Raw genomic sequence first — 22,699 nt, 5'->3', positions numbered from 1 at the left:
AATCTTATATTTACATCATGATACTAATCACAGGCGGAACAGGTTTAGTTGGCTCTCATTTGCTACTGCATTTACTCGAAAACGGAGAACACAATCTGCGTGCTATTTACCGAAAAGAAGCCCACATTCAAAAGACAAAATCTCTTTTTGAGTTGTATCACAGGGGCGATTTGTTTCCGCACATCGAATGGTTACAAGCCGATATTATCGACATTCCTTCCTTAGAAATTGCCTTTCAAAACATTGATTCTGTTTACCATTGCGCTGCTAAAATTTCGTTCAATCCCAATGATGAAGACGAACTTCGAAAAATAAATATTGAAGGAACGGCGAACATTGTCAATTTTTGTATTGATAAAAACGTAAAAAAATTGTGTCACGTGAGTTCGATTGCTGCTTTGGGTGATCTTGCACAAAATGAAACCATTATTTCGGAAACGACCGAATGGAATCCGGAAGTGTTGCACAGCGATTACACCATTTCAAAATACGGTGGAGAAATGGAAGTGTGGCGTGGTCATCAGGAAGGTTTGGAAGTGGTGATTGTCAATCCGGGTGTGATTTTTGGTCCGGCTTCCACTATCAAAGGATGGAAAGAAGGCAGTTGTGCGTTTTTTACTTCTATAAAGAAAGGATTTCCTTTTTATACTTTAGGCTCTTCGGGTTATGTTGCCGTGACTGATGTGGTCAAAATCATGCGATTACTGATGCATTCAGAAATCAATGGAGAGCGATTTACCGTTATTGCTGAAAACCGAACCTATAAAGACATTATTTTTACCATTGCCGAGAAAATGGGCGCTTCAAAACCCACTATTGAAGCCCAATCGTGGCTGCTGAATTTAGGTTGGCGTTTGGATTGGTTATTTTCGACTGTATTCAGAACCCAAAGAAAATTATCCAAACACGCGGCGCAATCCTTATTGAATGCTGATTTGATCTCAAATCAAAAAGTAAAAGAGCAACTGAATTACACCTTTGAACCGATTGATTCGTATTTGGATGTAGTGGTGGATTATTTTAAAAGAAGTAATTAGAACTATTGTTTTTGCAAAAATGGTTGCTTCTTTAGCCCCGATTGAAGAGAAAATACCTTTGTCAAAGTTACAAACTTTGACAAAGGTATTGAAACGGAAAGCGGGAAAGACGATTACAAGAAAGCCCAAGCCTTTTGCTTCTAGAAAAAAATCACTTTACAATTCCTTGTTCTGGATTAGGTGTCACGGGTTGTCCACCATTTAATTTGGTTGTTTCTTCTTCCAAACGCGATTTTACTTCTTCGTACATTTTGCGGTATTTTTTGTAATCGGAAGCATAGTATTTTGCGCTTTTAGCGAAGGTAAGACTGTCAATTTTGTGCTTGGTTTTGAGCATTTCAGTCGTGGTTGGATAGGCAACCGGAGCACCAAAATTCTGAGTTCGCATGGCGTCTAAAACAGCTATATCATAAAGTATATCCACCATTTCATCTTCGTCGATCAAATTGTTTGGCTTTTCTATTACACTATTGTTGCAACTCAAAAACAGTAGAGTTGCTATAAATAAAATCCAATTTTTCATGTTATTCTCTATCAAAAAGCAAACGCTTTCCTGCTTTAATTTCTTTAATTTGACCGTTTTGATTTACGATTTGTCCGTTGACTAAAGTATACACCACACGCGATTTAAAATTGGTTCCTTCCAATGGCGACCAACCGCATTTGTATAAAATATTTTCTTTTTTGACGCTCCATGGTTTTGCTGCATCCACTATAGCTAAATCAGCATAAAAACCTTCTTTTATGAATCCTCGTTTTTCAATTTTAAAAATTTTAGCGGGATTGTGACACATTTTTTCAACGATTTTCTCAATTGAAATTTTCCCTTGATGGTAGGCTTCAAACATTGCTACTACTGCGTGTTGTACTAATGGTCCGCCTGAAGGTGCTTTTAAGTAGTTCTCTGATTTTTCTTCCAAAGTATGTGGCGCGTGATCGGTGGCGATTACATCGATAGTATCGTCTAAAAGCGCTTTCCACAATGCTTCTCTATCGGCTGCTGTTTTTACCGCGGGATTCCATTTAATGAAATTACCTTTGGTAGCATAATCGTCGTTGGTGAACCACAAATGATGAATGCAAACCTCAGCCGTAATTTGTTTTTCTTCTAGAGGAATAGTGTTGGTAAATAGTTCCATTTCTTTGGCCGTTGACAAATGAAAAACGTGCAAACGTGCACCTGTTTTTTTGGCTAAGGCAATCGCTTTAGAAGACGATAAATAGCACGCTTCTTCGCTTCGAATTAAATGATGCGCCGTTACAGGAACATCATCACCAAATTCGGCTTTGTATTTTTCGGTATTGGCTTTGATGGTCGCTTCGTCTTCACAATGCACCGCAATGAGCATTTTGGTAGACGAAAATATTTTTTCTAATACTTCTTCATTATCCACCAACATATTTCCGGTTGACGAACCCAAGAAGAGCTTGATTCCGGCTACATTTTTCGGGTTGGTTTTGAGTACTTCTTCTAAATTATCGTTGGTTCCACCCATCATGAACGAATAATTCGCATACGACGATTGGGCAGCAATTTGGTATTTATCTTCTAATAATTCTTGGGTAACCGCATTGGGAACTGTGTTGGGTTGCTCGATGAAAGAAGTAATTCCGCCAGCAATTGCAGCGCGCGATTCGCTTTCGATATCGCCTTTGTGTGTTAAACCAGGTTCACGAAAATGCACTTGATCGTCGATGGCACCGGGAATTAAATAATTCCCTTCGGCATCGATGATTTTGCAATCGGGTGATTTTGGACTGATACTTTCTGAAACAGCGGTTATGAATTCGCCTTCAATGAGAACATCGCCTTCAAAAATCTGACCTTCGTTAACAATCTTAGCATTTTTTATTAATACGGTGTTCATATTATAATCGATTAAAAAACTTTTTGATTCGCAGAGATAGTACTCCGAAAACCGCTTCTTTAATGATAGCACCACTCATTTTCGACTGACCTTTGGTTCGATCCGTAAAAATAACTGGAATTTCTTTAATGACAAATCCTTTGGCAAAAGTGCGGTATTTCATTTCGATTTGAAACGCATAACCAATGAATTTGATTTTATCTAAATTAATGCTTTCCAGCACTTGTCTTCTGTAACAAATAAAACCTGCGGTTGCATCCATGATTTTCATTCCGGTTACCATTCGCACGTATACCGAAGCAAAATACGACAATAACACTCTACTCAACGGCCAATTCACCACATTAACTCCAGTCACATAACGAGAACCAATTGCGAGATCGGCAGTTTCAAAATGGCAGGCTTCGTACAATCGCTCTAAATCGTTGGGATTGTGAGAGAAATCGGCGTCCATTTCGTAAATGTACTCATAATTGCGTTGCAAAGCCCATTTAAATCCGTGCACATAAGCTGTTCCTAACCCTGATTTTTTAGCTCTTTGCTCTAAAAATAATTTATCGGGAAATTCGCCTTGTAGTTGCTTCACTTTTTCGGCAGTTTTATCAGGAGAATTGTCGTCTATAATCAACAAATGAAACGATTTGTGTAACGAAAATACAGCTCTTATTATACTTTCAATATTCTCTATTTCGTTATACGTAGGGATAATTACAATACCACAATTCATGATTCAAACTTAAAATAATTGCTACAAAAATACTCATTTTATAACTCGATAATCTTAATAATATTATAATAGTAAGTGAGAAGTATTTTTTAGTAATTTTGCGCCGATGATTGCACTCGAATTACATCCACGAATAATTGAAAATAAAGACTGGGCAACGGCACTTTTCATGGTGTCTTTCGGTTTAATTGTGCTCACAAGAACTCTTTTTGAAAACCGGTTTCACGATTTCATTCGACTATTAATTTCCGACAAATATTTAAAGATTTACAAAGAAAGCACGCATTTAATGAGTGGTTTTAATGTATTACTGTTTGTCACTAATCTGATTTCGCTTTCTTTTTTCATTCAACTGATTTTTCATCATTTGGGTTATGGCGCTAAAACCGATTGGATTTTATTTGTTCAGATTTTTACCTTTTTGACGGTTTTCATCTTATCCAAATACTTAATTGAAAAAATCATCGCTACTACATTTGGCATTGAAGAACTGATTGAAGAGTTTAATTTGCAGAAAGTTAGCTTTAGAACTTACATCGGATTACTGTTGTTGCCCGTAACACTAATATTGTTTTATAATAATATCTTATCAAATTCTTTAATTTATAGCATAATTGGTATATTATTGGTAATAAATTTATTGACTTATCTTTTTTCTTTGAAAATTTATCAAAATTTAATTATAAGCCAGTTGTTTTATTTTATTTTATATCTTTGCGCACTCGAAATAGCACCGTACTATTTCCTATATTATTTGATTACAAAATTTAGAGCATAAGAATGTCAAATTTGAAAGTTAAAACGATTTTAGTATCGCAACCTGAACCTAAAGTTGAGAACTCACCTTACCACGATATTCAACAGAAGTATAAGGTAAAAATAGATTTTCGCTCTTTTATTCACGTTGAAGGCGTAAATGCAAAAGATGTTAGAGCTCAAAAAATTGATTTAAATAATTTTACAGCTATAATATTGACCAGCAAAAACTCTGTAGATCATTTCTTCAGAGTAGCCGAGGAAATGAGGTATAAAGTTCCCGAAGACTTAAAGTATTTTTGTCAATCGGAAGCCATTGCGTATTACTTACAAAAATACGTAGTGTACAGAAAACGCAAAATTTATGTTGGCCAAAAAGATTTTGTTGACATGTCTGCTTTATTCAAAAAATACAAAGAAGAGAAATACTTACTTCCTTCTTCTGATCAATTGAATGCTGATATTCCACAAACACTAAACAATTTAAAAGTAAATTGGACACCAAGTACATTTTACAAAACGGTTATGAGTGATTTATCAGATTTAGCCGATGTTTATTACGACGTATTAGCGTTTTTTAGTCCGACAGGAATCAAATCTTTGTTCAAAAATTTCCCCGATTTTAAACAAAACAACACCCGTATTGCCGTATTCGGAAGCACTACTCAAAAAGAGGCTTTAGAACACGGTTTACGAATCGATATTATGGCTCCAACGCCAGAAACTCCATCAATGACTATGGCTTTAGAAAAGTACATAGCCGAAGCCAACAAAGGAAAATAATTCCCCAATTATTCCTAACGAAAAAAGTCTCACCATTACAGTGAGACTTTTTTCTATTTAATTCAGATTGAAAATTATAATTGCGGACCAGCTTTTACTAGGTTTTGCCCTTCGGCGTTATCGGTATATTGAGTAAAATTCTTGATAAATCGCGCCGCCAAATCAGTAGCTTTGTTTTGCCATTCAGTAGCATCTGCATACGTGTCTCGTGGGTCTAAAATCGCAGGATTTACATCGTGTAATGAGGTTGGTACTTCAAAATTGAAAACCGGAATCATTTTCGTTTCTGCTTTTTCAATAGAACCATCTAAAATAGCATCAATAATAGCACGAGTATCTTTAATCGAAATACGTTTTCCTGTTCCGTTCCAACCTGTGTTGACCATATAAGCGGTAGCATTGTGTTGTTCCATTTTCTTCACTAATTCTTCTCCGTATTTGGTTGGGTGCAATGACAAAAATGCTTTTCCGAAACACGCTGAGAACGTTGGTTCTGGCTGTGTAACTCCGCGTTCCGTTCCGGCTAATTTTGCCGTAAACCCTGAAAGGAAATAGTATTTTGTTTGCTCTGGAGTTAGTTTAGAAACGGGCGGCATTACCCCAAAAGCATCGGCTGTTAAAAAGATTACTTTTGTCGCATGACCTGCTTTTGAAACTGGTTTAACTATATTGTGAATGTGATTAATCGGATACGAAACACGTGTGTTTTGTGTAACTGAACCGTCTTTGAAATCAATTTTCCCATTAGAATCAACCGTTACGTTTTCTAATAATGCATCTCTCTTGATGGCACCGTAAATATCGGGTTCATTTTCGGCACTTAAATCGATGGTTTTCGCATAACATCCACCTTCAAAATTAAACACACCATCGTTGTCCCAACCGTGTTCGTCATCACCAATCAATTCGCGTTTTGGATCGGTTGAAAGTGTGGTTTTCCCTGTTCCAGACAATCCGAAGAAAACAGCCACATCACCGTCTTTTCCTTTATTGGCCGAACAGTGCATTGACGCAATTCCTTGTAATGGCAAATAGTAGTTCATCATCGAGAACAATCCTTTTTTCATCTCGCCACCGTACCAAGTTCCACCAATAATTTGTACTTTTTCTGTTAAGTTGAAGGCAATATATACTTCCGAATTCAATCCGTGAGCAGCATAATCTTTGAACGATGTTTTAGAGCCATTCATTACAATAAAATCAGGCTCACCAAAGTTTTCCAATTCTTCTTCTGTTGGACGGATGAACATGTTTTTTACAAAATGCGCTTGCCATGCTACTTCCATAATGAAACGCACTTTTAGACGCGTATTTTCATTCGCACCACAAAAAGCATCCACTACAAACAATCGTTTACCCGAAAGTTGATTAACGGTTGTTTGTTTTAAGGCATTCCAAGTATCTTGAGAAATCGGTTTGTTATCGTTGGCAGCTTTGTCTGAGTTCCACCAAATCGTATTTTCGGTGATGCTGTCTTTTACAATGTATTTGTCTTTTGGAGATCGACCAGTGAACTCACCTGTCATTACATTTACGGCTCCAAGTTCGGTCAGTTGACCTTTTTCGTAGCCTTGTAAGTTTGGATTCAACTCTTCATTATATAAAAATTCAAAGGAAGGATTGTATATAATTTCTTGAGTGTTAGTTATTCCGTACTGTTCTAACGAAATCGATTTCGTTAATTGGGCGTAATTATCCATAAAAATTTAGTTTGTTGCTATTATAAATAGAGTGCAAAGGTAAAAATTAATTATTATAACGCTGAGTTTTAATAAAAAATTATGCCTTCTTCTTCAAAAAATGAATCATTAAAATACCCCAAGCAACAATCAAAAGCAAGCCTCCAATTGGAGTTATAAAGCCAATTGATTTAAAATTTACATTGGTTATAGCAGTTGTTGAAAGCAAATAAATGGAACCCGAAAAACAAACAATTCCGCTCACAATTAAAATAAAAATGGTCTTCTTGATTTTATATGAAATTTGACTACTCAATCCTAAAAAAAGCAAAAACAAAGCGTGATACATTTGGTATTTTACACCCGTTTCAAAACTCGTTAACTGATCAATAGTCAACAGTTTTTTCAATGCATGAGCACCAAACGCTCCTAATATGACAGCCGTCATTCCGAAAAAACCTGCTGCAGAAATAATTTTTTTATCCATTGGATTGTATTGTTATAATTTTTTACAAATTTATCAGTTATCCATAGAATTAAAAAGGACTTTTAGGTTTTCTTTTGGAAGATAACAATTTTAAAATTTTATATTTGCACCTTAATTTTTACCCATGAAAAAGATTCTATTTACAGTAGTTAGTCTATTGATTTTATGCTCTTTTACACCCGAAGATGACGTTGTAGTTCCGTCTGGTGAAAAATTGGTTTATGCTGGCTCGTATAACATGAGCGGATTGATGACACAATTAGCACAAGTCACCATGTCGACCGAAATGGTAAACACTTCTAAAAATTCCTATTTGCATTTGAATTGTGAATTAGCCACTTTTAGCAAATGGGACAAGTTTTTTAAAATCAGAGACATTTACGAATCGTATGTAAATCCGACTACTTTAAAACCAAGCCTTTACAAAAGAAGCATTGATGAAGGCGGTTATACCAAAAAAGAAAAATACGCTTTCAAAGGAAATTCGGTTACGAGTACAGCTAAAAGACGGAACAAACCCGAAACCATTCGCACCTTCAACATTGGCAGTTCTACTCAAGATGCCATTTCATTATTGTACAAAGTACGAACATTGGATTTTTCTAAAATGAAAGCAGGGCAAACCAAATCATTTGTGATTGTTTTTGACGAAAAAGAAATTCCGGTTACCTTAAAATACTTAGGAACCGAAACCGTAAAAGCAGGAAATTTAGGCGATAAATCGTGTTACAAATTATCCATCGGTGCTAAAACGGATGCTTTAAAAGGAAAAGATAAAAACTTAATTTGGTTGACCGCCGATGCCAAAAAAGTTCCCGCTTTAATGAAATTCAGCATTCCTGTTGGAACCGGACAATTAACCTTAACTTCTGCTACAGGTATCTAAATCATGAGAAAAATATTCTTAATTCTATCCTATATTTTCACTGTATTAAGCATCGTCTTTACTGCATTACCATTCGATACATTGGCCTTTATTCCGATTGGTTTAGCCACCATTTGCTTGGTAATTACCTTCATAAAATCGGATGTCAATTTTCGCGTTTGGCCCAAACGATTGTTCATCGTAACCTATTTGTGTGCTGCAGTCGTAGTGGTTAAAACCGCATTTTTTAAAGACGAAGTTGCCGTAGACCAACAATTTGAGCAACAAAAAATCGAAACCAAACAAGAAGCCAAACAAGAATTAGAGGAATTGGAAGGTTTAGAATAACTGTGGAAAATCCAAAACACAAAAGACAAATTCCAAATCCATTGTGAACCTCGTGTCTTCTTCGTGTCTTCGTGGTTAAAAACAATATTGAATCAGAATCTGATATTTTTTATCTAATTTTGTCCCCTATTACAAACTAAAATGAGAAACATACTGATCATTGGCGCTGGTCGTTCGGCTTCGTCCTTAATTCAATACCTTTTAAACAAGTCTAACGAACAAAATCTGCACCTTACCATAGGCGATTTATCATTAGAATTAGCCCAACGAAAAACCAACAATCATCCCAACGCAACTGCCATTCAGCTCGACATCAACAACGAGGCACAACGTCATGCTGAAATTCAAAAAGCAGACATTGTCATTTCGATGTTGCCTGCTCACATGCACGTTGAAGTAGCCAAAGATTGCATTACCTTCAAAAAACACATGGTAACGGCTTCGTATGTTTCCGATGCCATGCAAAATTTGGATGCTGCAGCCAAAGAAAACAACCTGATTTTCATGAACGAAATTGGCCTCGATCCCGGAATCGATCACATGAGCGCCATGAAAGTCATCGATGAAATCAGAGAAAAAGGCGGAAAAATGCTACTGTTCGAATCGTTTTGTGGCGGATTGGTAGCACCCGAATCGGACAACAATTTGTGGAACTACAAATTCACTTGGGCACCGCGAAATGTGGTGTTAGCCGGACAAGGTGGCGCTGCCAAATTCATACAAGAAGGAAAATACAAATACATTCCGTACCACAAATTATTCCGCAGAACCGAGTTTTTACTCGTTGAAGGCTACGGAAAATTTGAAGGTTACGCCAACCGCGATTCGCTGAAATACCGCAGTGTGTATGGCTTAGACGATGTGCTTACTTTGTACCGCGGAACCATTCGAAGAGTAGGTTTCTCCAAAGCGTGGAACATGTTTGTACAACTCGGAATGACCGACGATACCTACGTAATGGAAAACTCTGAAAACATGAGTTTCCGTGAATACACCAACTCATTTTTACCCTATCATCCAACCGATTCGGTCGAAATCAAAACGCGATTGGCGCTCAACATCGAGCAAGACGATATCATGTGGGACAAATTATTGGAATTGGATTTGTTCAATGCAAATAAAAAAGTCGGACTCAAAAATGCAACTCCAGCGCAGATTTTAGAACGCATTCTAAATGATTCATGGACGTTACAACCCAACGACAAAGACATGATTGTAATGTACCATAAATTTGGCTACGAACTGAACGGTTACGAACAACAAATTGACTCCAAAATGGTCTGCATCGGCGACGATCAAACCTATACCGCCATGGCCAAAACGGTTGGTTTACCCGTAGCAATGGCGACACTTCAAATCCTCAACGGAAACATCAAAACACCTGGAGTACAATTGCCGATTCGCAAGGAAGTTTACGAACCGATTCTAAAAGAACTTGAAGAATACGGTGTAATTTTCAAAGAAACCGTCATGCCGTACATTGGTTACAATCCCGATAAATTAACGGTTGAAGTGTAATTTTAGGAGCAGCTATTTTGAGTTTTTAAGACCAGTTGTCCCGCTTTTCGTTCCAATCTTTTTTCAATTCCCAAGGGTTAAAACCCATGGCAATTGAAAAAAGGATTTCCTCTTCAATCGGGGCTAGGATAGAACTATTTTGCGTTCTTTGCGGTTAAATTACTTTCAATTTAAAACAGAATTTCTATTTTTGCTTTAAATCCATAAGCCATGAAAATAAATCAGCTACAAATAGAGATTGATGGTATAGACAAAGAAATCCTGCGCGATTTAATGGAAGACGCCCGAAAACCCATACTCCAAATTGCCAACAAAATCGGAATTTCGGGTGCGGCGATTCACCAACGGTTAAAAAAACTAGAAGAAGCTGGAGTCATTTCGGGTTCGAAATTCATCGTAAACAACAAAGTCTTGGGGTACAAAACCATGGCGTTCATCGGAATTTATTTGGAAAAAGCAGCAAGTAACTCCGAAGCCGTTCGCGAACTCAAAAAAATCCCAGAAGTACTCGAATGTCATTACACGACTGGAAATTGGAGTATCCTCATCAAAATCATCTGCCGCGACAACGAACATTTGATGCAATTATTAAACAAAAAAATCCAACCGATTGATGGTGTTTCTCGAACCGAAACCTTTATATCATTGGAACAACAATTGGAACGACAAATTCAACTATAAACCACAAACTATAAACAAGAAATGAACCTCAACCAATACAGTAAAGAAACCATTACGCTGGCTTTTTACATCGTTTATATTTCATTGGCCTATATTTTATATTTGCTTTTTCCTGGCAATGAAAAAACACCAAATTCGGGTGTGCTTTTTATGTTTTTATTAATTCCGATTAGTCTTGTTTACGCCAGTGTACAAGCCTATAAACATTTCAATTCAGATAAAAGTTACATCAAATGCATTTTTATTCATGCTGTGGCGTGGTTTTCAATTATTACCTTTCTGACGAATTTAAAGAAATAAGCAACTATAGACTTGAAGTAGGTAACCAGTGAAATTGTGCCGCAGATTCACAGATTATAACTTATTTGGAAAATCTGCGAATCTGTGACAAAAAAAGTTTTAGCTCAAATGAAACCAATAAAAAATCCGTTTTGCACTACACAAAACGGATTATAATTTAATTTTTATTTCCTATTATCTGTTTCTTCCACCCATATAAATAGAGATGTAATACAATAACGTTCCTATCGAACCAATGGCTGCAACAACATAGGTTCGTGCTGCCCATTTTAATGAATCTTCAGCGCCATTGTATTCTGCTTGATTCAACATGTGTTTGTTTTTTAACCAAGCCAAAGCTCTGTTACTAGCATCGTATTCAACAGGCAACGTAATAATCGTGAACAAAGTAGTCGCGGCAAAAATCACAATTCCCACCAATAAAAGCGCTGGAAATACTTTAATCATTAAAATTCCAGCCAACAAAATCCATTGTACAAAATTGGAAGCTACCGAAACAATCGGAACCAATTGCGAACGCAACGTCAACCATTGATAGGCTTGCGCGTGTTGTACCGCATGGCCGCATTCGTGTGCAGCAACTGCCGCAGCTGCAGCATTACGCTGATTGTACACTGCTTCACTTAAATTTACGGTTTTATCTTTCGGATTGTAGTGATCGGTTAATTGTCCTGGAGTAGAAATGACACGCACATCTCTTATTCCGTGATCGGCCAGCATCTTTTCGGCTATTTCGGCTCCGCTCATTCCGTTTTGCAAACGCAATTTGGAATAAAACTCAAATTTACTCTTTAGTCGGCTACTCACCAACCAACTCATTAGCATGATAATTCCTGCTAACAACATATAACTCATTCCCATAGTATTTAATTTTAGTTAAAGTTACGTAATTACAATCAAATTACACGCCATTTTTAAAAAATGACAAGTTGGCATTTATCGGCAAAGCGTAATAAAAGCAATCAACTCCGCTGATTCATAGTACGTAAATGAAATGTTGACAACCTCAAAGCCTTCGTTGACTTTTTGATCTAAAAATTGCTCTACTTCTTTAGTTAATTCTTCTTTCATACTAGTAAAACCCGCTTTTTTACTTAGTATGTGAATTTCGTGTTTTTTCATGGTTTTTGTTTTTGTGATTAGTCGAAAGAGTTGGATTTAGGTTACAAAACGAATCGAGTTTTATCAAAGTTGAATCGAATCATAACGAATCGAACAAACCAATAAAAGAAACGCCAACACCAATAAAATAACCCGAGAAATCCTGACTTTTACCAAACTCTGGGTTGCCAAATGCTTTTCGGTATTTAGCCTGAGTAGTCAAGAAAATATTAGGAGTGTTTTTCGTTTTTACCAATCGGAACGATGCTGTAATTCCGGGTTCAACTACATAGAAAAAGCTTCTGGCACGACTTACTGGCACTTCAGACGGACCAAATTCATCCCAAACCACTTCGGTTTCCGAAAGATCTCTTAGGTTGACAATCGCCAAACCATTATTTACGTTAAATCCTACTCGAGTGCTTTCGCTTTGAACAACATCCCATTGATTGAGCCAACCAATTCCAACATACGAAAGATCGGGTTCAACTGAACCAACACCATAATCGGTACTGATTCTTTTGTTTGCAATGGAAAAACTAAATCCAGTTCCCCAATTGGGCGCTACATAATATTTTGCATCGGCGGCAAAACCAACAAAATTTCGATTTAAAATAGGCGAATGGAAGATCATTAAATCAATGGCAAGATCTTTATCGCCAGAAAACGACTGTGGGTTTTGTTGTGCTTTAATCGAAAAAAAACTGAGAAAAAAAATGCTGAAAAAAAAGTAATGTGGTTTCATAAGCGTGGTTTTTTGTTGTAAAAAACCAAAATCAAAGAGTTTGCCATTACTCCTATTTTACAAAAACTTTAACGCTTGTTAAAATAAATAGCCACAGATTCACTGATTTTGAGTAATCTGCAAATCTGTGGCTAGAATTAGTGAGAATAACTATCCTACTAAATTGATAATTTTACCCGGAACGATAATTATGTTTTTCGGCGTAGTTCCTGCTAACTGCGCGATGGTTCTTTCATCGGCCATAACTATTTCCTGAATTTGTTCTTTAGTTAAATCCAAAGGCAATTTGATGGTAAAACGCATTTTTCCGTTGAACGAAACTGGGTATTCTTTTTCGCTTTCGACTAAATATTTCTCTTCAAAGATCGGAAAAGGTACTTCCGAAATTCCTTTAAAATCTTGCAATCCTACAGTCTTAGAATCTTGCAATCTAAAATACAATTCTTCAGCAATGTGCGGCGCATAAGGCGAAACAATAATGGCCAATGGCTCTAAAATTTTTCGAGAGTTGCATTTCAATTGCGCCAATTCGTTCACACAAATCATGAACTGTGAAACCGAAGTATTAAATGAGAAATTCTCGATGTCTTCCGTGACTTTTTTAATGGTTTTATGCAACGATTTGTACATTTCTGCTGATGGTTCAGCATCGGTAACGATCAAACCATTATCGTCAAAATACAAACGCCATAATTTTTTTAAGAAACCAGAAACTCCGGTAATTCCGGCTGTATTCCAAGGTTTGGCTTGCTCCAACGGACCAAGGAACATTTCGTATAAACGCAACGTATCAGCACCGTAATCGTTACAAATATCGTCTGGGTTGACTACGTTGTATTTCGATTTGGACATTTTTTCGACTTCGCGGGAGACAACATAATTTTCAGGAATAATTGCATCATTAAATTCTGGATTCCAATTTTTAAACTTTAAAACATCCAACTCATTTTGAATATTAACAAAATCAACCAATACAGGAATCTTTCTTACATTCTCTTTTGAAATCTCTGCTATTGAAGCTCCAATATTTAATTCTTTTATTTTTTCTAAAAATTTCTTATCGAAGGCATTTAAAAATTCAACGTCTTTAATATCGAAATCATCATTTAAAACTTTATTATATAATTCTTCTTTAATAAAGTAATTTCTAGAAACGTCGCTTGATATTTCAAAAAAACCATTTTCATGATTCTTCTTATTTGCAATAGTTTCAATTTTATGATCTAATAATATATGTTTTTGAATAACATACGCATAAGCACTCATCCCCAAAATCATTCCTTGATTGATCAATTTTTTGAACGGTTCTTCGGTAGGTGCGTAACCTCTATCCTTTAAAAATTTATTCCAAAAACGAGAATACAATAAATGTCCGGTGGCGTGTTCGCTTCCGCCAATATATAAATCAACATTTTCCCAGTACTTTAATGCGTCTTGACTGGCAAATTCTCCTTCGTTGTGTGCGTCCATATAACGCATCCAATACCACGAACTTCCCGCCCAACCCGGCATGGTGTTTAATTCTAAAGGAAAAATGGTTTTATTATCAATCAACTCGTTACTAACCACAGCATTTTTAACCGTATCCCAAGCCCAATCAGTTGCGTTTCCTAACGGCGGTTGACCGTCTTCGGTGGGCAAGTATTTTTCTACTTCAGGAAGAACAATGGGTAAATGTTGAGCGTCGATCATTTGCGGTAATCCGTTCACATAATAGACTGGAAACGGTTCGCCCCAATAACGTTGACGTGAAAAAACCGCATCGCGCAAACGGTAATTGGTTTTGCCTTTACCTTGCCCGATTTTTTCGAGTTCTTCGATTACTTTTTTGGTTCCGTCTTTGTATCCTAAACCGTTAAGGAAATCAGAGTTTACCAATTCAAAACCACCTTTTTCTCCGTACTCCGCTTCAGAAATATCTTGATTGAAAATATTTTTAATTTCGGGCATTCCGTTTTTACCTTTGAAGAAATTAGCAAAGGCATAATCGCGTTCGTCACCACACGGAACGGCCATTACAGCTCCAGTTCCGTAACCTGCCAACACGTAATCGCCAATCCACACCGGAATCGGTTCTTTGGTAAACGGATGTTCGGCATATGCACCGGTGAATACTCCCGATATGGTTTTTACATCGGCCATTCGCTCTCTTTCGGAGCGTTTGGCAGTTGCTTCTACATAAGCTTCAACGGCTTCTTTTTGTTCGGGAGTTGTGATTTGTGATACTAATTCGTGTTCGGGAGCTAAAGTCATAAAAGTTACTCCGAAAATGGTATCAGGACGAGTTGTAAACACCGAAATACTGCGTTCTGAGTTCTGCAGTTTGAAATCTACAGAAGCTCCGACTGATTTTCCAATCCAATTGCGTTGCGACTCTTTCAAACTTTCGGTCCAATCGATGGTATCTAAACCTTGTAGCAAACGTTCGGCATAGGCTGAAATGCGCATCGACCATTGGGTCATTTTTTTGCGAATTACCGGATGACCGCCACGTTCGGAAACACCGTTTACAATTTCGTCGTTGGCCAAAACCGTTCCTAAAGCCGGACACCAATTCACTTCGGTTTCTGCTAAATAGGTTAACCTATACTGTAATAAAATTTTCTGTTGTTCTTCTGATGAAAGTGAATTCCACTCAGAAGCTGAAAAAGTTGCAATATTATCATCACACACTGCATTTACGTTTGCATTTCCTTCTTTTTCAAAAATTGAAATTAGAGTAGCAATGTCTTCGGCTTTATCGGAATCGTTGTTGTACCACGAATTGAACAATTGTATGAAAATCCACTGAGTGTGTTTGTAATAATCAGGATTTGAAGTACGTACTTCTCTACTCCAATCGAATGAAAAACCAATTTTATCCAATTGTTCACGGTAGCGAGCAATGTTTTCACGAGTGGTTTTTTCGGGATGTTGACCCGTTTGAATCGCGTATTGTTCGGCAGGCAAACCAAAAGAATCGTAGCCTTGCGGATGCAATACATTAAAACCTTTGTGGCGTTTGTAACGCGCAACAATATCGGAAGCTATGTAACCTAGTGGATGGCCAACGTGTAATCCGGCGCCCGAAGGATACGGAAACATGTCCAATACATAATATTTTGGCTTATCAGAATTATTAGATGCGGCGAAGGTTTGGTTTTCTGCCCAATACTGTTGCCATTTGGCTTCGATTTTTTCGTGAAAGTATTTCATTCGTCTTTTATATTTTTTTTAAAGGTCTCATGCTGTCGCCCTTTGGGCTCGAGTCATTTTTAAGTGACTGAGTGACTTAGTAACTGAGTCATTGAATGACTCTGAAATTAGTTACTGATTTTTATTTTTTAATTAATACTAAAATCGTTCAAAATTATCGTTTTAAAAACACAAAACTTGTAAGAATTTACTTTGATAAAAAATTTCATTTTTAGGTCGAAAGTTAATCGAAAGTTAATGTCATGGATAATCGTCGGCAAATTTACGTTTATTGTACTAAACTCAAAACTTTAAACGTTATAAACATTTGAATAAACAAATTCTTTATTATTTTTACCGCATAAAATACAGTATATGTCATCATCATTTGAAAAATTCCAAAAGCGCAGAGTAATTACGTCGTATGTATCAGTAGTTTTGAGTGTTTTTCTGGTATTATTTTTACTAGGATTGCTCGGATTATTTGTAATTAATTCGAAACGTTTGTCGGACAACTTCAAAGAAGACATTGTAATGACGGTTTTCTTTGACAATAACTCTAACGATAGTGTTTTCAAAGCCTTTGACGCCGAATTAAAAGCATCAAAATTTGCTAAAGATTTCAAATTCGTAAGCAAAGAAGAAGCGGCCAAAGCGCACGAAAAAACCTTGGGTGAAAACTTTGTAGAATACTTAGGTGCGAATCCGCTGTACAATTCGTTTGACATTCATTTGAAAGCTGATTACGTTACGAATCCGGGATTTTCAAGAGCAGAAAATCAAATTCGTTCCAATCCAATGGTGATTGATGTGGTGTACGACAAACAATTAATCACATTAGTAAATGACAACATCCGAAAAGTAAGTTTTTGGGTATTATTCATAAGTGCTGTTTTTGCTATCATTTCATTTTTATTGATCAACAGTTCGCTTCGTTTGTCCATTTATGCCAATCGTTTCATCATTAAAACAATGCAAATGGTAGGCGCAACGAAAGCCTTCATCCGAAAACCTTTCATCAATCGAAGCATTATTTTGGGTGTAATTGGTTCGGTTTTGGCTGTTTTAGTGTTGGTGGGCGTTTTATTTTACATTCATGTAAATTACCCCGCATTGGATATTTTTAAAGACATTGAATTGACCATTGCTGTTCTTTTTGGCGTTTTAGCTTTGGGCGTTTTAATCACATGGATAAGCACGTATTTTGCCACTCAGCGTTTCTTAAATTTAAGAACAGACGATTTATACTAATTGTTTGAAACATGAAAAAGTATTTCGTATTCCTTTTCATTTTTTGTTTGCCTTTTTTTTCTGTTGGACAAGATATGGTAAACATTCACAAACACATTGTCAAAGCCAAAAACCCAACTTTTGATGACGAATTTGAATTGGGTTTACAAATGGCAACTCAATACATTTTAGACAATCATCATTTGATTGGCGCTAGAGAATACAGAGCATCAGTGCAAATTGTAGAGTATTGGATGGATAAAGAAAAGTGGTTTGGTATTCCAATCGGAACTCCATTTCACGAATCATTAAAAACAGATAAAAATGTAGCTTTTTTAAATGTTGTGGCTTCGATAAATTATATTTTAAATCAGAAATTGCAACACCAACGATTCTTAAAATGCATTCCGATTAAAGGAAAAAAATACGCTAAACAAGAAGATTGTAGAGAAGTGCAACTTAACGCAGCCAAAATAGTTTTGAAGTACTGCATTGATAATAAAGTAGCCGTTCCAACTGAAACACAAAAATACCTTGAAGCCTTCAATAACAATAAATTAGACAAGGTGTTTTTTAAGAAATAAAAAGGCAAAAAGCCACATAATTACCGATAAACAAAATACTATTATGAAAGAAAATGAAAACAAAAACGGCTTTTTATTTGAAGCCATCAACTACAAAATTCTTCTTATTGGACTAGTAGTAATTGCGCTTGGATTTATCTTAATGAGCGGTGGCGGAAGCGAAGATCCGAACGTTTTTAAAGAACATGAATTGTTCAGTTTCAGACGCATTCGTTTGGCTCCAACAGTAGTTCTAGCAGGTTTTGGAGTAGTGATTTTTTCGATTTTTAAAACTCAAAGCCCGAAATTAAAGAAATAAATGGATTTACTACAAGCCATTCTCATTGCCATTGTTGAAGGATTAACCGAATATTTACCTGTTTCTTCAACGGCGCACATGATTTTCACCAGTTCTTTTTTCGGAATTCAAAACGACGATTTTGTGAAGCTGTTTCAAGTTGCCATACAATTTGGAGCCATACTTGCAGTAGTTGTTTTGTATTGGAAGAAGTTTTTCGACTTTACCAAAATCAATTTTTATATCAAATTGGCTTGTGCTGTTCTTCCTGCTTTGGTTTTAGGGAAATTATTCGATGATAAAATTGAAGCCGTTTTAGGAAATCCCATCCCGATTGCGATTGTTTTGATCGTTGGCGGCGTTGTTTTACTGTTTATTGACAGTCGATTCAATCATCCTACAGTAGCCAAAGAAGAAGACATTACCATCAAAAAAGCCGTTACTATAGGGTTTTGGCAATGCTTAGCAATGATGCCTGGAACCAGTCGTTCGGCTGCTTCTATCATTGGCGGAATGCAACAAGGATTGACCAGAGAAACCGCTGCCGAGTTTTCTTTTTTCTTGGCAGTTCCAACCATGTTAGCGGTTACTACTTATTCGTTGTTTTTAAAAACCTACGAAGCTTCACAATTAAAAGGTTACGAATTGGTCACTCAATCGAGTGAAAATATTAAGTTATTTCTGATTGGAAATGTGGTAGCGTTTATTGTAGCCGTTATTGCCATAAAATTCTTCATCGGAATTATTAAAAAATACGGATTCAAACCTTGGGGTTACTACCGAATTGTAGCTGGAATTGCACTTTTAATTTACTTTTCTTTAAATAAATAACCGTTTGAAAACAGCTGATGATTTTTTGGAAGGTCAAGTGCTATTGATCGACAAACCGCTAACGTGGAGTTCGTTTCAAGCGGTCAATAAGTTGAAGTATTTACTCAAACGACACTATAATCTTCCGAAGAAATTCAAAATCGGTCACGCCGGAACTTTAGATCCTTTGGCTTCGGGATTACTAATTGTTTGCACAGGAAAATTAACTAAAAAAATCACTGAGATTCAGGCGCAAACCAAAGAATATACTGGAACAATAACCGTTGGCGCTACTACACCATCATACGATTTAGAAACCGAAATTGATGCTACTTTTCCTATTGAACATATATCAGAGGCGTTAGTTTCAGCAACTACACAACAATTTTTAGGCGAAATCAATCAAAAACCACCTGTATTTTCAGCCATCAAAAAAGACGGAAAGCGATTGTACGAACACGCTCGTGCTGGTGAAGAAGTAGAAATTACTTCACGAAAAACCACTATTTACGAATTTGAAATCACACGCTTTGCTTTACCCGAAATTGATTTTAGAGTACAATGCAGCAAAGGAACGTACATTCGTTCGTTGGCCTATGATTTTGGAAAAGCGTTGCAGTCGGGCGGACATTTAACCGCTTTACGCCGAACCAAAATTGGTGATTATGACGTAAAAAATGCAGTTACACCTGAAGTTTTTGAAAGACAAGTTACGGTATCAAATTCTTAATTTTCCTCAAACATTAAAGCAATTAAAAACCTTTGGAACGAATATTTTGCACTTATATTCCTTACATGCCTTATATGGTTCAAATTACATCAACTCCATAATTTCATTTTGAGTCGAAATTCCTTTATCGTGTAAATACCATTTTTGCAATTCGATTTTTGCCGTTTCGTCAACTACACCATGTGCTGCTTTATAGTCTAAAATGAGTTGTTTCGCTCCTTGTGGTCGTGGCCCGAAATCACCAATGACTTCTCCCGATTCTTTATCGATAATAATCAATTTCGGAATCGATTTGGTGCCGTTCGTTAAGAACATATTCATCACTTCCTCATTGTCATCGCGTAAAATGATTCGCAATTCAATTGTATCAGATACCAAAGCCATTTTATTGATTATGGGCAAAATCTGTGCTGCATCACCACACCAACCTTCGCTAATGACCAACCAAAGGTATTCTTTAGTCAATTGCTCCAGCTTCAGTTGTACTTCGTCAGTCACTTGCATGGTTTTGTCCAATCGATGCAAACGCGCCTCATTCAATTCGGCATAATGTATCATTGCATCTGATTGATCATTTCCTGTTGTTTTGCCTACTTTTAGTAAATTAGTAAGTAAATTTCTGTACTCTTCGTACGAAAAACTGCGTTCTAAGCTTTCTTTTATAATTGAGTTCATTTGTTTGTTTTATGCAGCAAAATTAGTTTTATTTTTACAAATGATTTGTAACAACTATTACAGTTAGGTTAATTTCAGAAAGAAACTATGGATGTAAGCTCAAAATCAGTTGGATATGCTTTATCGGGCGGTGGAACCAAAGGAATTGCACATGCTGGTGCGATTCAATTTTTAGAAGAACAAAAAATAAAACCTTCGCACATTGCGGGTTCGAGTGCTGGAGCCATAGTGGGTGCTTTGTATGCTTGGGGAAAATCTCCAGAAGAAATCCTAGCCTTCTTTAAATCAATTTATTTTTTTCATTGGAAGCATTTTACATTGAAAAAAGCTGGCATTATAGATTCGGAGTCGTTCATTGTTTATTTCAAGCAAGTTTTTGGCGATGCAAAAATGAACGAATTGCCGATTCCACTCTATATTACTGCAACCGATATGGTCAAAGGAAAACTTAAAATTTTTGATAACAACACCAAAATTGTGGATGCTGTTTTGGCTTCATCGGCAGTTCCAGGTGTTATTTCGCCCTATCAAATTGACTCGAATATTTACAGTGATGGTGGAATTCTAAATCATTTTCCTTCCGATATTTTACAAGGTCGATGCGATAATATCATAGGTATTTACGTTAGTCCGGTTCAGAAAATTGAAGCCAAAGACCTTAAATCAATCAAAGCCGTAACTACCAGAGCATTTGAATTATTGGCTGCCAATTCGAATTTACAAAAGTTCAACAATTGCGATTTAGTCATAGAACCCGAAGAATTATCGAGTTTTAACACTTTTGAAACCAACAAAAATAAAATGGATCAAATTTTTGAAATCGGCTATCAAACAGCCAAAAAATCATTTGAATCTTTAGGTGCATAAATTTTAATTTGCTATTTCACAAAATCATATTATAACTATATTTGCATCACAAAATAGAACACAAACACAACTATGAAATACAAAAGAATTCTTCTAAAATTGAGTGGCGAAGCATTAATGGGTGAACGTCAATACGGAATTGACCCAAAAATTCTGGCCGAATACGCTGACGAAATCAAACAAATTCACGACAAAGGTGTAGAAATTGCCATTGTCATTGGAGGCGGAAACATTTTTAGAGGAGTTGCCGGAGCAAGCAACGGAATGGATCGTGTGCAAGGCGATTATATGGGAATGTTGGCCACAGTGATTAACGGAATGGCTTTACAAGGTGCGTTGGAAGACAAAGGAATGTTAACGCGTTTGCAAACGGCCTTGAAAATTGAAGCGATTGCTGAACCGTACATCAAAAGAAGAGCGGTTCGCCATTTGGAAAAAGGCAGAATTGTTATTTTTGGTGCTGGAACAGGAAATCCGTATTTCACAACCGATACTGCTGCTGTTTTACGCGGAGTTGAAGTGCATGCCGATGTGATTCTAAAAGGAACTCGAGTAGATGGAGTGTACACTGCTGATCCAGAAAAAGACAAATCGGCTATAAAATTCGATTACATTTCGTTTGAAGATGTATTGAAAAAAGGATTGAATGTAATGGACACCACTGCTTTTACATTGAGTCAGGAAAATAAATTACCCATCGTTGTTTTTGACATGAACAAAAGAGGTAATTTGCTTAAAATTTGCGAAGGCGAAAACGTAGGAACAATTGTAAATATATAAGTTTAAAGTTTATGGTTTGTAGTTTATTGTTGACTATAAACCATAAACAACGAACTACAAACAGTAAAAAATATGGAAGAAATCGAATTTATTATTGATGAAACTAAAGAAGCAATGATGGCTTCTGTAGCTCACTTAGAAAAATCTTTTTTAAATATTCGTGCCGGAAAAGCATCGCCTCAAATGTTGGGAAGCGTTTTTGTGGAATACTATGGATCACAAACGCCATTATCACAAATTGCCAACATCAACGTTCCAGATGCAAGAACCATTACGATACAACCGTATGAAAAAAGCATGTTGCAACCGATTGAAAAAGCCATTATGGTGGCCAATCTTGGGTTCAATCCGATGAATAATGGTGACGTTATCATTATCAGTGTTCCACCACTTACAGAAGAACGAAGAAGAGATTTGGTAAAACAAGCCAAACAAGAGGCAGAAGATGCTAAAATTGGTATTCGTAACCACCGAAAAGATGCCAATACTGACATCAAAAAACTAGAAAAAGAAGGTGCTTCTGAAGATTTGTGTAAAAAAGCGGAAGAAGATGTTCAGAAATTAACCGATAATTTCATCAAAAAAATTGAAGAGCATTTGGTCATCAAAGAAGCTGAGATTATGAAAGTGTAACTTCTTTAGAGTTAAAACTATATTAAAATCCATCTGTCACTCGC

General features: G+C 36.5%; 26 protein-coding genes. 16 read left to right on the top strand and 10 right to left on the bottom strand.

Features of this window, described 5'->3' with window-relative positions:
• Window positions 1-17: 17 nt before the first annotated feature.
• Window positions 18-1,037, top strand: a complete 1,020-nt coding sequence (locus VK161_RS03380; RefSeq protein WP_324213347.1) for an NAD-dependent epimerase/dehydratase family protein — start codon at window positions 18-20, stop codon at window positions 1,035-1,037.
• A 151-nt stretch (window positions 1,038-1,188) separates the two neighbouring features.
• Here the strand turns inward: VK161_RS03380 and VK161_RS03375 are convergent, their stop codons facing one another.
• From VK161_RS03375 to VK161_RS03365, 3 genes are read right to left on the bottom strand one after another with little or no spacing between them, the layout of a single operon-like run.
• Window positions 1,189-1,560 (bottom strand): DUF4296 domain-containing protein, encoded by a 372-nt coding sequence (locus VK161_RS03375; RefSeq protein WP_324213346.1) that lies wholly within the window; start codon window positions 1,558-1,560, stop codon window positions 1,189-1,191.
• Between the two features lies 1 nt (window position 1,561).
• On the bottom strand, window positions 1,562-2,905 hold the full coding sequence (locus VK161_RS03370; RefSeq protein WP_324213345.1) for a dihydroorotase: 1,344 nt from the start codon (window positions 2,903-2,905) through the stop codon (window positions 1,562-1,564).
• Between the two features lies 1 nt (window position 2,906).
• Entirely contained in the window at window positions 2,907-3,632 is a 726-nt protein-coding gene (locus VK161_RS03365; RefSeq protein WP_324213344.1) for a polyprenol monophosphomannose synthase, read from the bottom strand.
• A gap of 106 nt (window positions 3,633-3,738) precedes the next feature.
• On the opposite strand from VK161_RS03365, the gene VK161_RS03360 reads away from it, so the two are divergent.
• Both VK161_RS03360 and VK161_RS03355 read left to right on the top strand, forming a co-directional pair.
• Window positions 3,739-4,410 (top strand): DUF4271 domain-containing protein, encoded by a 672-nt coding sequence (locus VK161_RS03360; RefSeq protein WP_324213343.1) that lies wholly within the window; start codon window positions 3,739-3,741, stop codon window positions 4,408-4,410.
• 11 nt (window positions 4,411-4,421) lie between these two features.
• On the top strand, window positions 4,422-5,171 hold the full coding sequence (locus tag VK161_RS03355; RefSeq protein WP_324213426.1) for a uroporphyrinogen-III synthase: 750 nt from the start codon (window positions 4,422-4,424) through the stop codon (window positions 5,169-5,171).
• 74 nt (window positions 5,172-5,245) lie between these two features.
• On the opposite strand, the gene pckA is transcribed toward VK161_RS03355, so the two are convergent.
• Entirely contained in the window at window positions 5,246-6,871 is a 1,626-nt protein-coding gene (pckA, locus tag VK161_RS03350; protein ID WP_324213342.1) for a phosphoenolpyruvate carboxykinase (ATP), read from the bottom strand.
• A 79-nt stretch (window positions 6,872-6,950) separates the two neighbouring features.
• Entirely contained in the window at window positions 6,951-7,337 is a 387-nt protein-coding gene (locus VK161_RS03345) for a DUF423 domain-containing protein (protein ID WP_324213341.1), read from the bottom strand.
• A 124-nt stretch (window positions 7,338-7,461) separates the two neighbouring features.
• Here VK161_RS03345 and VK161_RS03340 point away from each other — a divergent pair, with 124 nt between their 5' ends.
• The 5 genes from VK161_RS03340 (at window position 7,462) to VK161_RS03320 (ending at window position 11,049) form a co-directional block, all read left to right on the top strand.
• Window positions 7,462-8,223 (top strand): DUF3108 domain-containing protein, encoded by a 762-nt coding sequence (locus VK161_RS03340; protein WP_324213340.1) that lies wholly within the window; start codon window positions 7,462-7,464, stop codon window positions 8,221-8,223.
• A 3-nt stretch (window positions 8,224-8,226) separates the two neighbouring features.
• The gene (locus VK161_RS03335) at window positions 8,227-8,550 is read left to right on the top strand and encodes a hypothetical protein (RefSeq protein ID WP_324213339.1); all 324 of its coding nucleotides are present in this window, start codon (window positions 8,227-8,229) and stop codon (window positions 8,548-8,550) included.
• Between the two features lie 141 nt (window positions 8,551-8,691).
• On the top strand, window positions 8,692-10,068 hold the full coding sequence (locus VK161_RS03330) for a saccharopine dehydrogenase family protein (protein WP_324213338.1): 1,377 nt from the start codon (window positions 8,692-8,694) through the stop codon (window positions 10,066-10,068).
• Window positions 10,069-10,278: 210 nt separating this feature from the next.
• Window positions 10,279-10,749, top strand: a complete 471-nt coding sequence (locus VK161_RS03325) for an Lrp/AsnC family transcriptional regulator (RefSeq protein WP_324213337.1) — start codon at window positions 10,279-10,281, stop codon at window positions 10,747-10,749.
• Between the two features lie 21 nt (window positions 10,750-10,770).
• Window positions 10,771-11,049 (top strand): hypothetical protein, encoded by a 279-nt coding sequence (locus VK161_RS03320; RefSeq protein WP_324213336.1) that lies wholly within the window; start codon window positions 10,771-10,773, stop codon window positions 11,047-11,049.
• A gap of 174 nt (window positions 11,050-11,223) precedes the next feature.
• Here VK161_RS03320 and VK161_RS03315 read toward each other — a convergent pair whose 3' ends face one another.
• The 4 genes from VK161_RS03315 to VK161_RS03300 form a co-directional block, all read right to left on the bottom strand.
• Window positions 11,224-11,910 (bottom strand): zinc metallopeptidase, encoded by a 687-nt coding sequence (locus VK161_RS03315; RefSeq protein ID WP_324213335.1) that lies wholly within the window; start codon window positions 11,908-11,910, stop codon window positions 11,224-11,226.
• 75 nt (window positions 11,911-11,985) lie between these two features.
• Complete coding sequence (locus VK161_RS03310) at window positions 11,986-12,171, bottom strand: hypothetical protein (protein ID WP_324213334.1); 186 nt, start codon at window positions 12,169-12,171, stop codon at window positions 11,986-11,988.
• Window positions 12,172-12,250: 79 nt separating this feature from the next.
• Window positions 12,251-12,895, bottom strand: coding sequence for a hypothetical protein (locus VK161_RS03305; protein WP_324213333.1), 645 nt, complete (start codon window positions 12,893-12,895; stop codon window positions 12,251-12,253).
• Window positions 12,896-13,045: 150 nt separating this feature from the next.
• Window positions 13,046-16,090, bottom strand: a complete 3,045-nt coding sequence (locus VK161_RS03300; RefSeq protein WP_324213332.1) for a leucine--tRNA ligase — start codon at window positions 16,088-16,090, stop codon at window positions 13,046-13,048.
• Between the two features lie 354 nt (window positions 16,091-16,444).
• On the opposite strand from VK161_RS03300, the gene VK161_RS03295 reads away from it, so the two are divergent.
• Genes VK161_RS03295 through truB form a run of 5 tightly spaced genes read left to right on the top strand, consistent with a single transcriptional unit; the run spans window position 16,445 to window position 19,700 of the window.
• Window positions 16,445-17,320, top strand: coding sequence for a cell division protein FtsX (locus tag VK161_RS03295; protein ID WP_324213331.1), 876 nt, complete (start codon window positions 16,445-16,447; stop codon window positions 17,318-17,320).
• An 11-nt stretch (window positions 17,321-17,331) separates the two neighbouring features.
• Window positions 17,332-17,883 carry a hypothetical protein gene (locus VK161_RS03290; RefSeq protein WP_324213330.1) on the top strand — a complete coding sequence of 184 codons (552 nt, stop codon included), beginning with the start codon at window positions 17,332-17,334 and terminating at the stop codon, window positions 17,881-17,883.
• Between the two features lie 43 nt (window positions 17,884-17,926).
• Window positions 17,927-18,181: a DUF3098 domain-containing protein gene (locus tag VK161_RS03285; RefSeq protein WP_324213329.1), complete on the top strand. Its 255-nt coding sequence runs from the start codon at window positions 17,927-17,929 to the stop codon at window positions 18,179-18,181.
• Window positions 18,182-18,991: an undecaprenyl-diphosphate phosphatase gene (locus VK161_RS03280; protein ID WP_324213328.1), complete on the top strand. Its 810-nt coding sequence runs from the start codon at window positions 18,182-18,184 to the stop codon at window positions 18,989-18,991.
• 4 nt (window positions 18,992-18,995) lie between these two features.
• Window positions 18,996-19,700: a tRNA pseudouridine(55) synthase TruB gene (gene truB / locus VK161_RS03275; protein ID WP_324213327.1), complete on the top strand. Its 705-nt coding sequence runs from the start codon at window positions 18,996-18,998 to the stop codon at window positions 19,698-19,700.
• A gap of 84 nt (window positions 19,701-19,784) precedes the next feature.
• Here truB and VK161_RS03270 read toward each other — a convergent pair whose 3' ends face one another.
• Window positions 19,785-20,375 (bottom strand): thioredoxin family protein, encoded by a 591-nt coding sequence (locus VK161_RS03270; protein WP_324213326.1) that lies wholly within the window; start codon window positions 20,373-20,375, stop codon window positions 19,785-19,787.
• An 87-nt stretch (window positions 20,376-20,462) separates the two neighbouring features.
• Between VK161_RS03270 and VK161_RS03265 the strand changes: the two genes are divergently transcribed.
• The 3 genes from VK161_RS03265 (at window position 20,463) to frr (ending at window position 22,655) form a co-directional block, all read left to right on the top strand.
• Window positions 20,463-21,242: a patatin-like phospholipase family protein gene (locus tag VK161_RS03265; protein ID WP_324213325.1), complete on the top strand. Its 780-nt coding sequence runs from the start codon at window positions 20,463-20,465 to the stop codon at window positions 21,240-21,242.
• A 72-nt stretch (window positions 21,243-21,314) separates the two neighbouring features.
• Window positions 21,315-22,022, top strand: a complete 708-nt coding sequence (pyrH, locus tag VK161_RS03260; protein ID WP_324213324.1) for a UMP kinase — start codon at window positions 21,315-21,317, stop codon at window positions 22,020-22,022.
• Window positions 22,023-22,094: 72 nt separating this feature from the next.
• Window positions 22,095-22,655 carry a ribosome recycling factor gene (gene frr / locus VK161_RS03255; RefSeq protein WP_324213323.1) on the top strand — a complete coding sequence of 187 codons (561 nt, stop codon included), beginning with the start codon at window positions 22,095-22,097 and terminating at the stop codon, window positions 22,653-22,655.
• Window positions 22,656-22,699 lie beyond the last annotated feature (44 nt).

Origin of the sequence: Flavobacterium sp. (assembly GCF_035299245.1) — a bacterium.
Classification (GTDB): domain Bacteria; phylum Bacteroidota; class Bacteroidia; order Flavobacteriales; family Flavobacteriaceae; genus Flavobacterium.
This window is presented reverse-complemented; position numbering and strand designations above follow the sequence as displayed.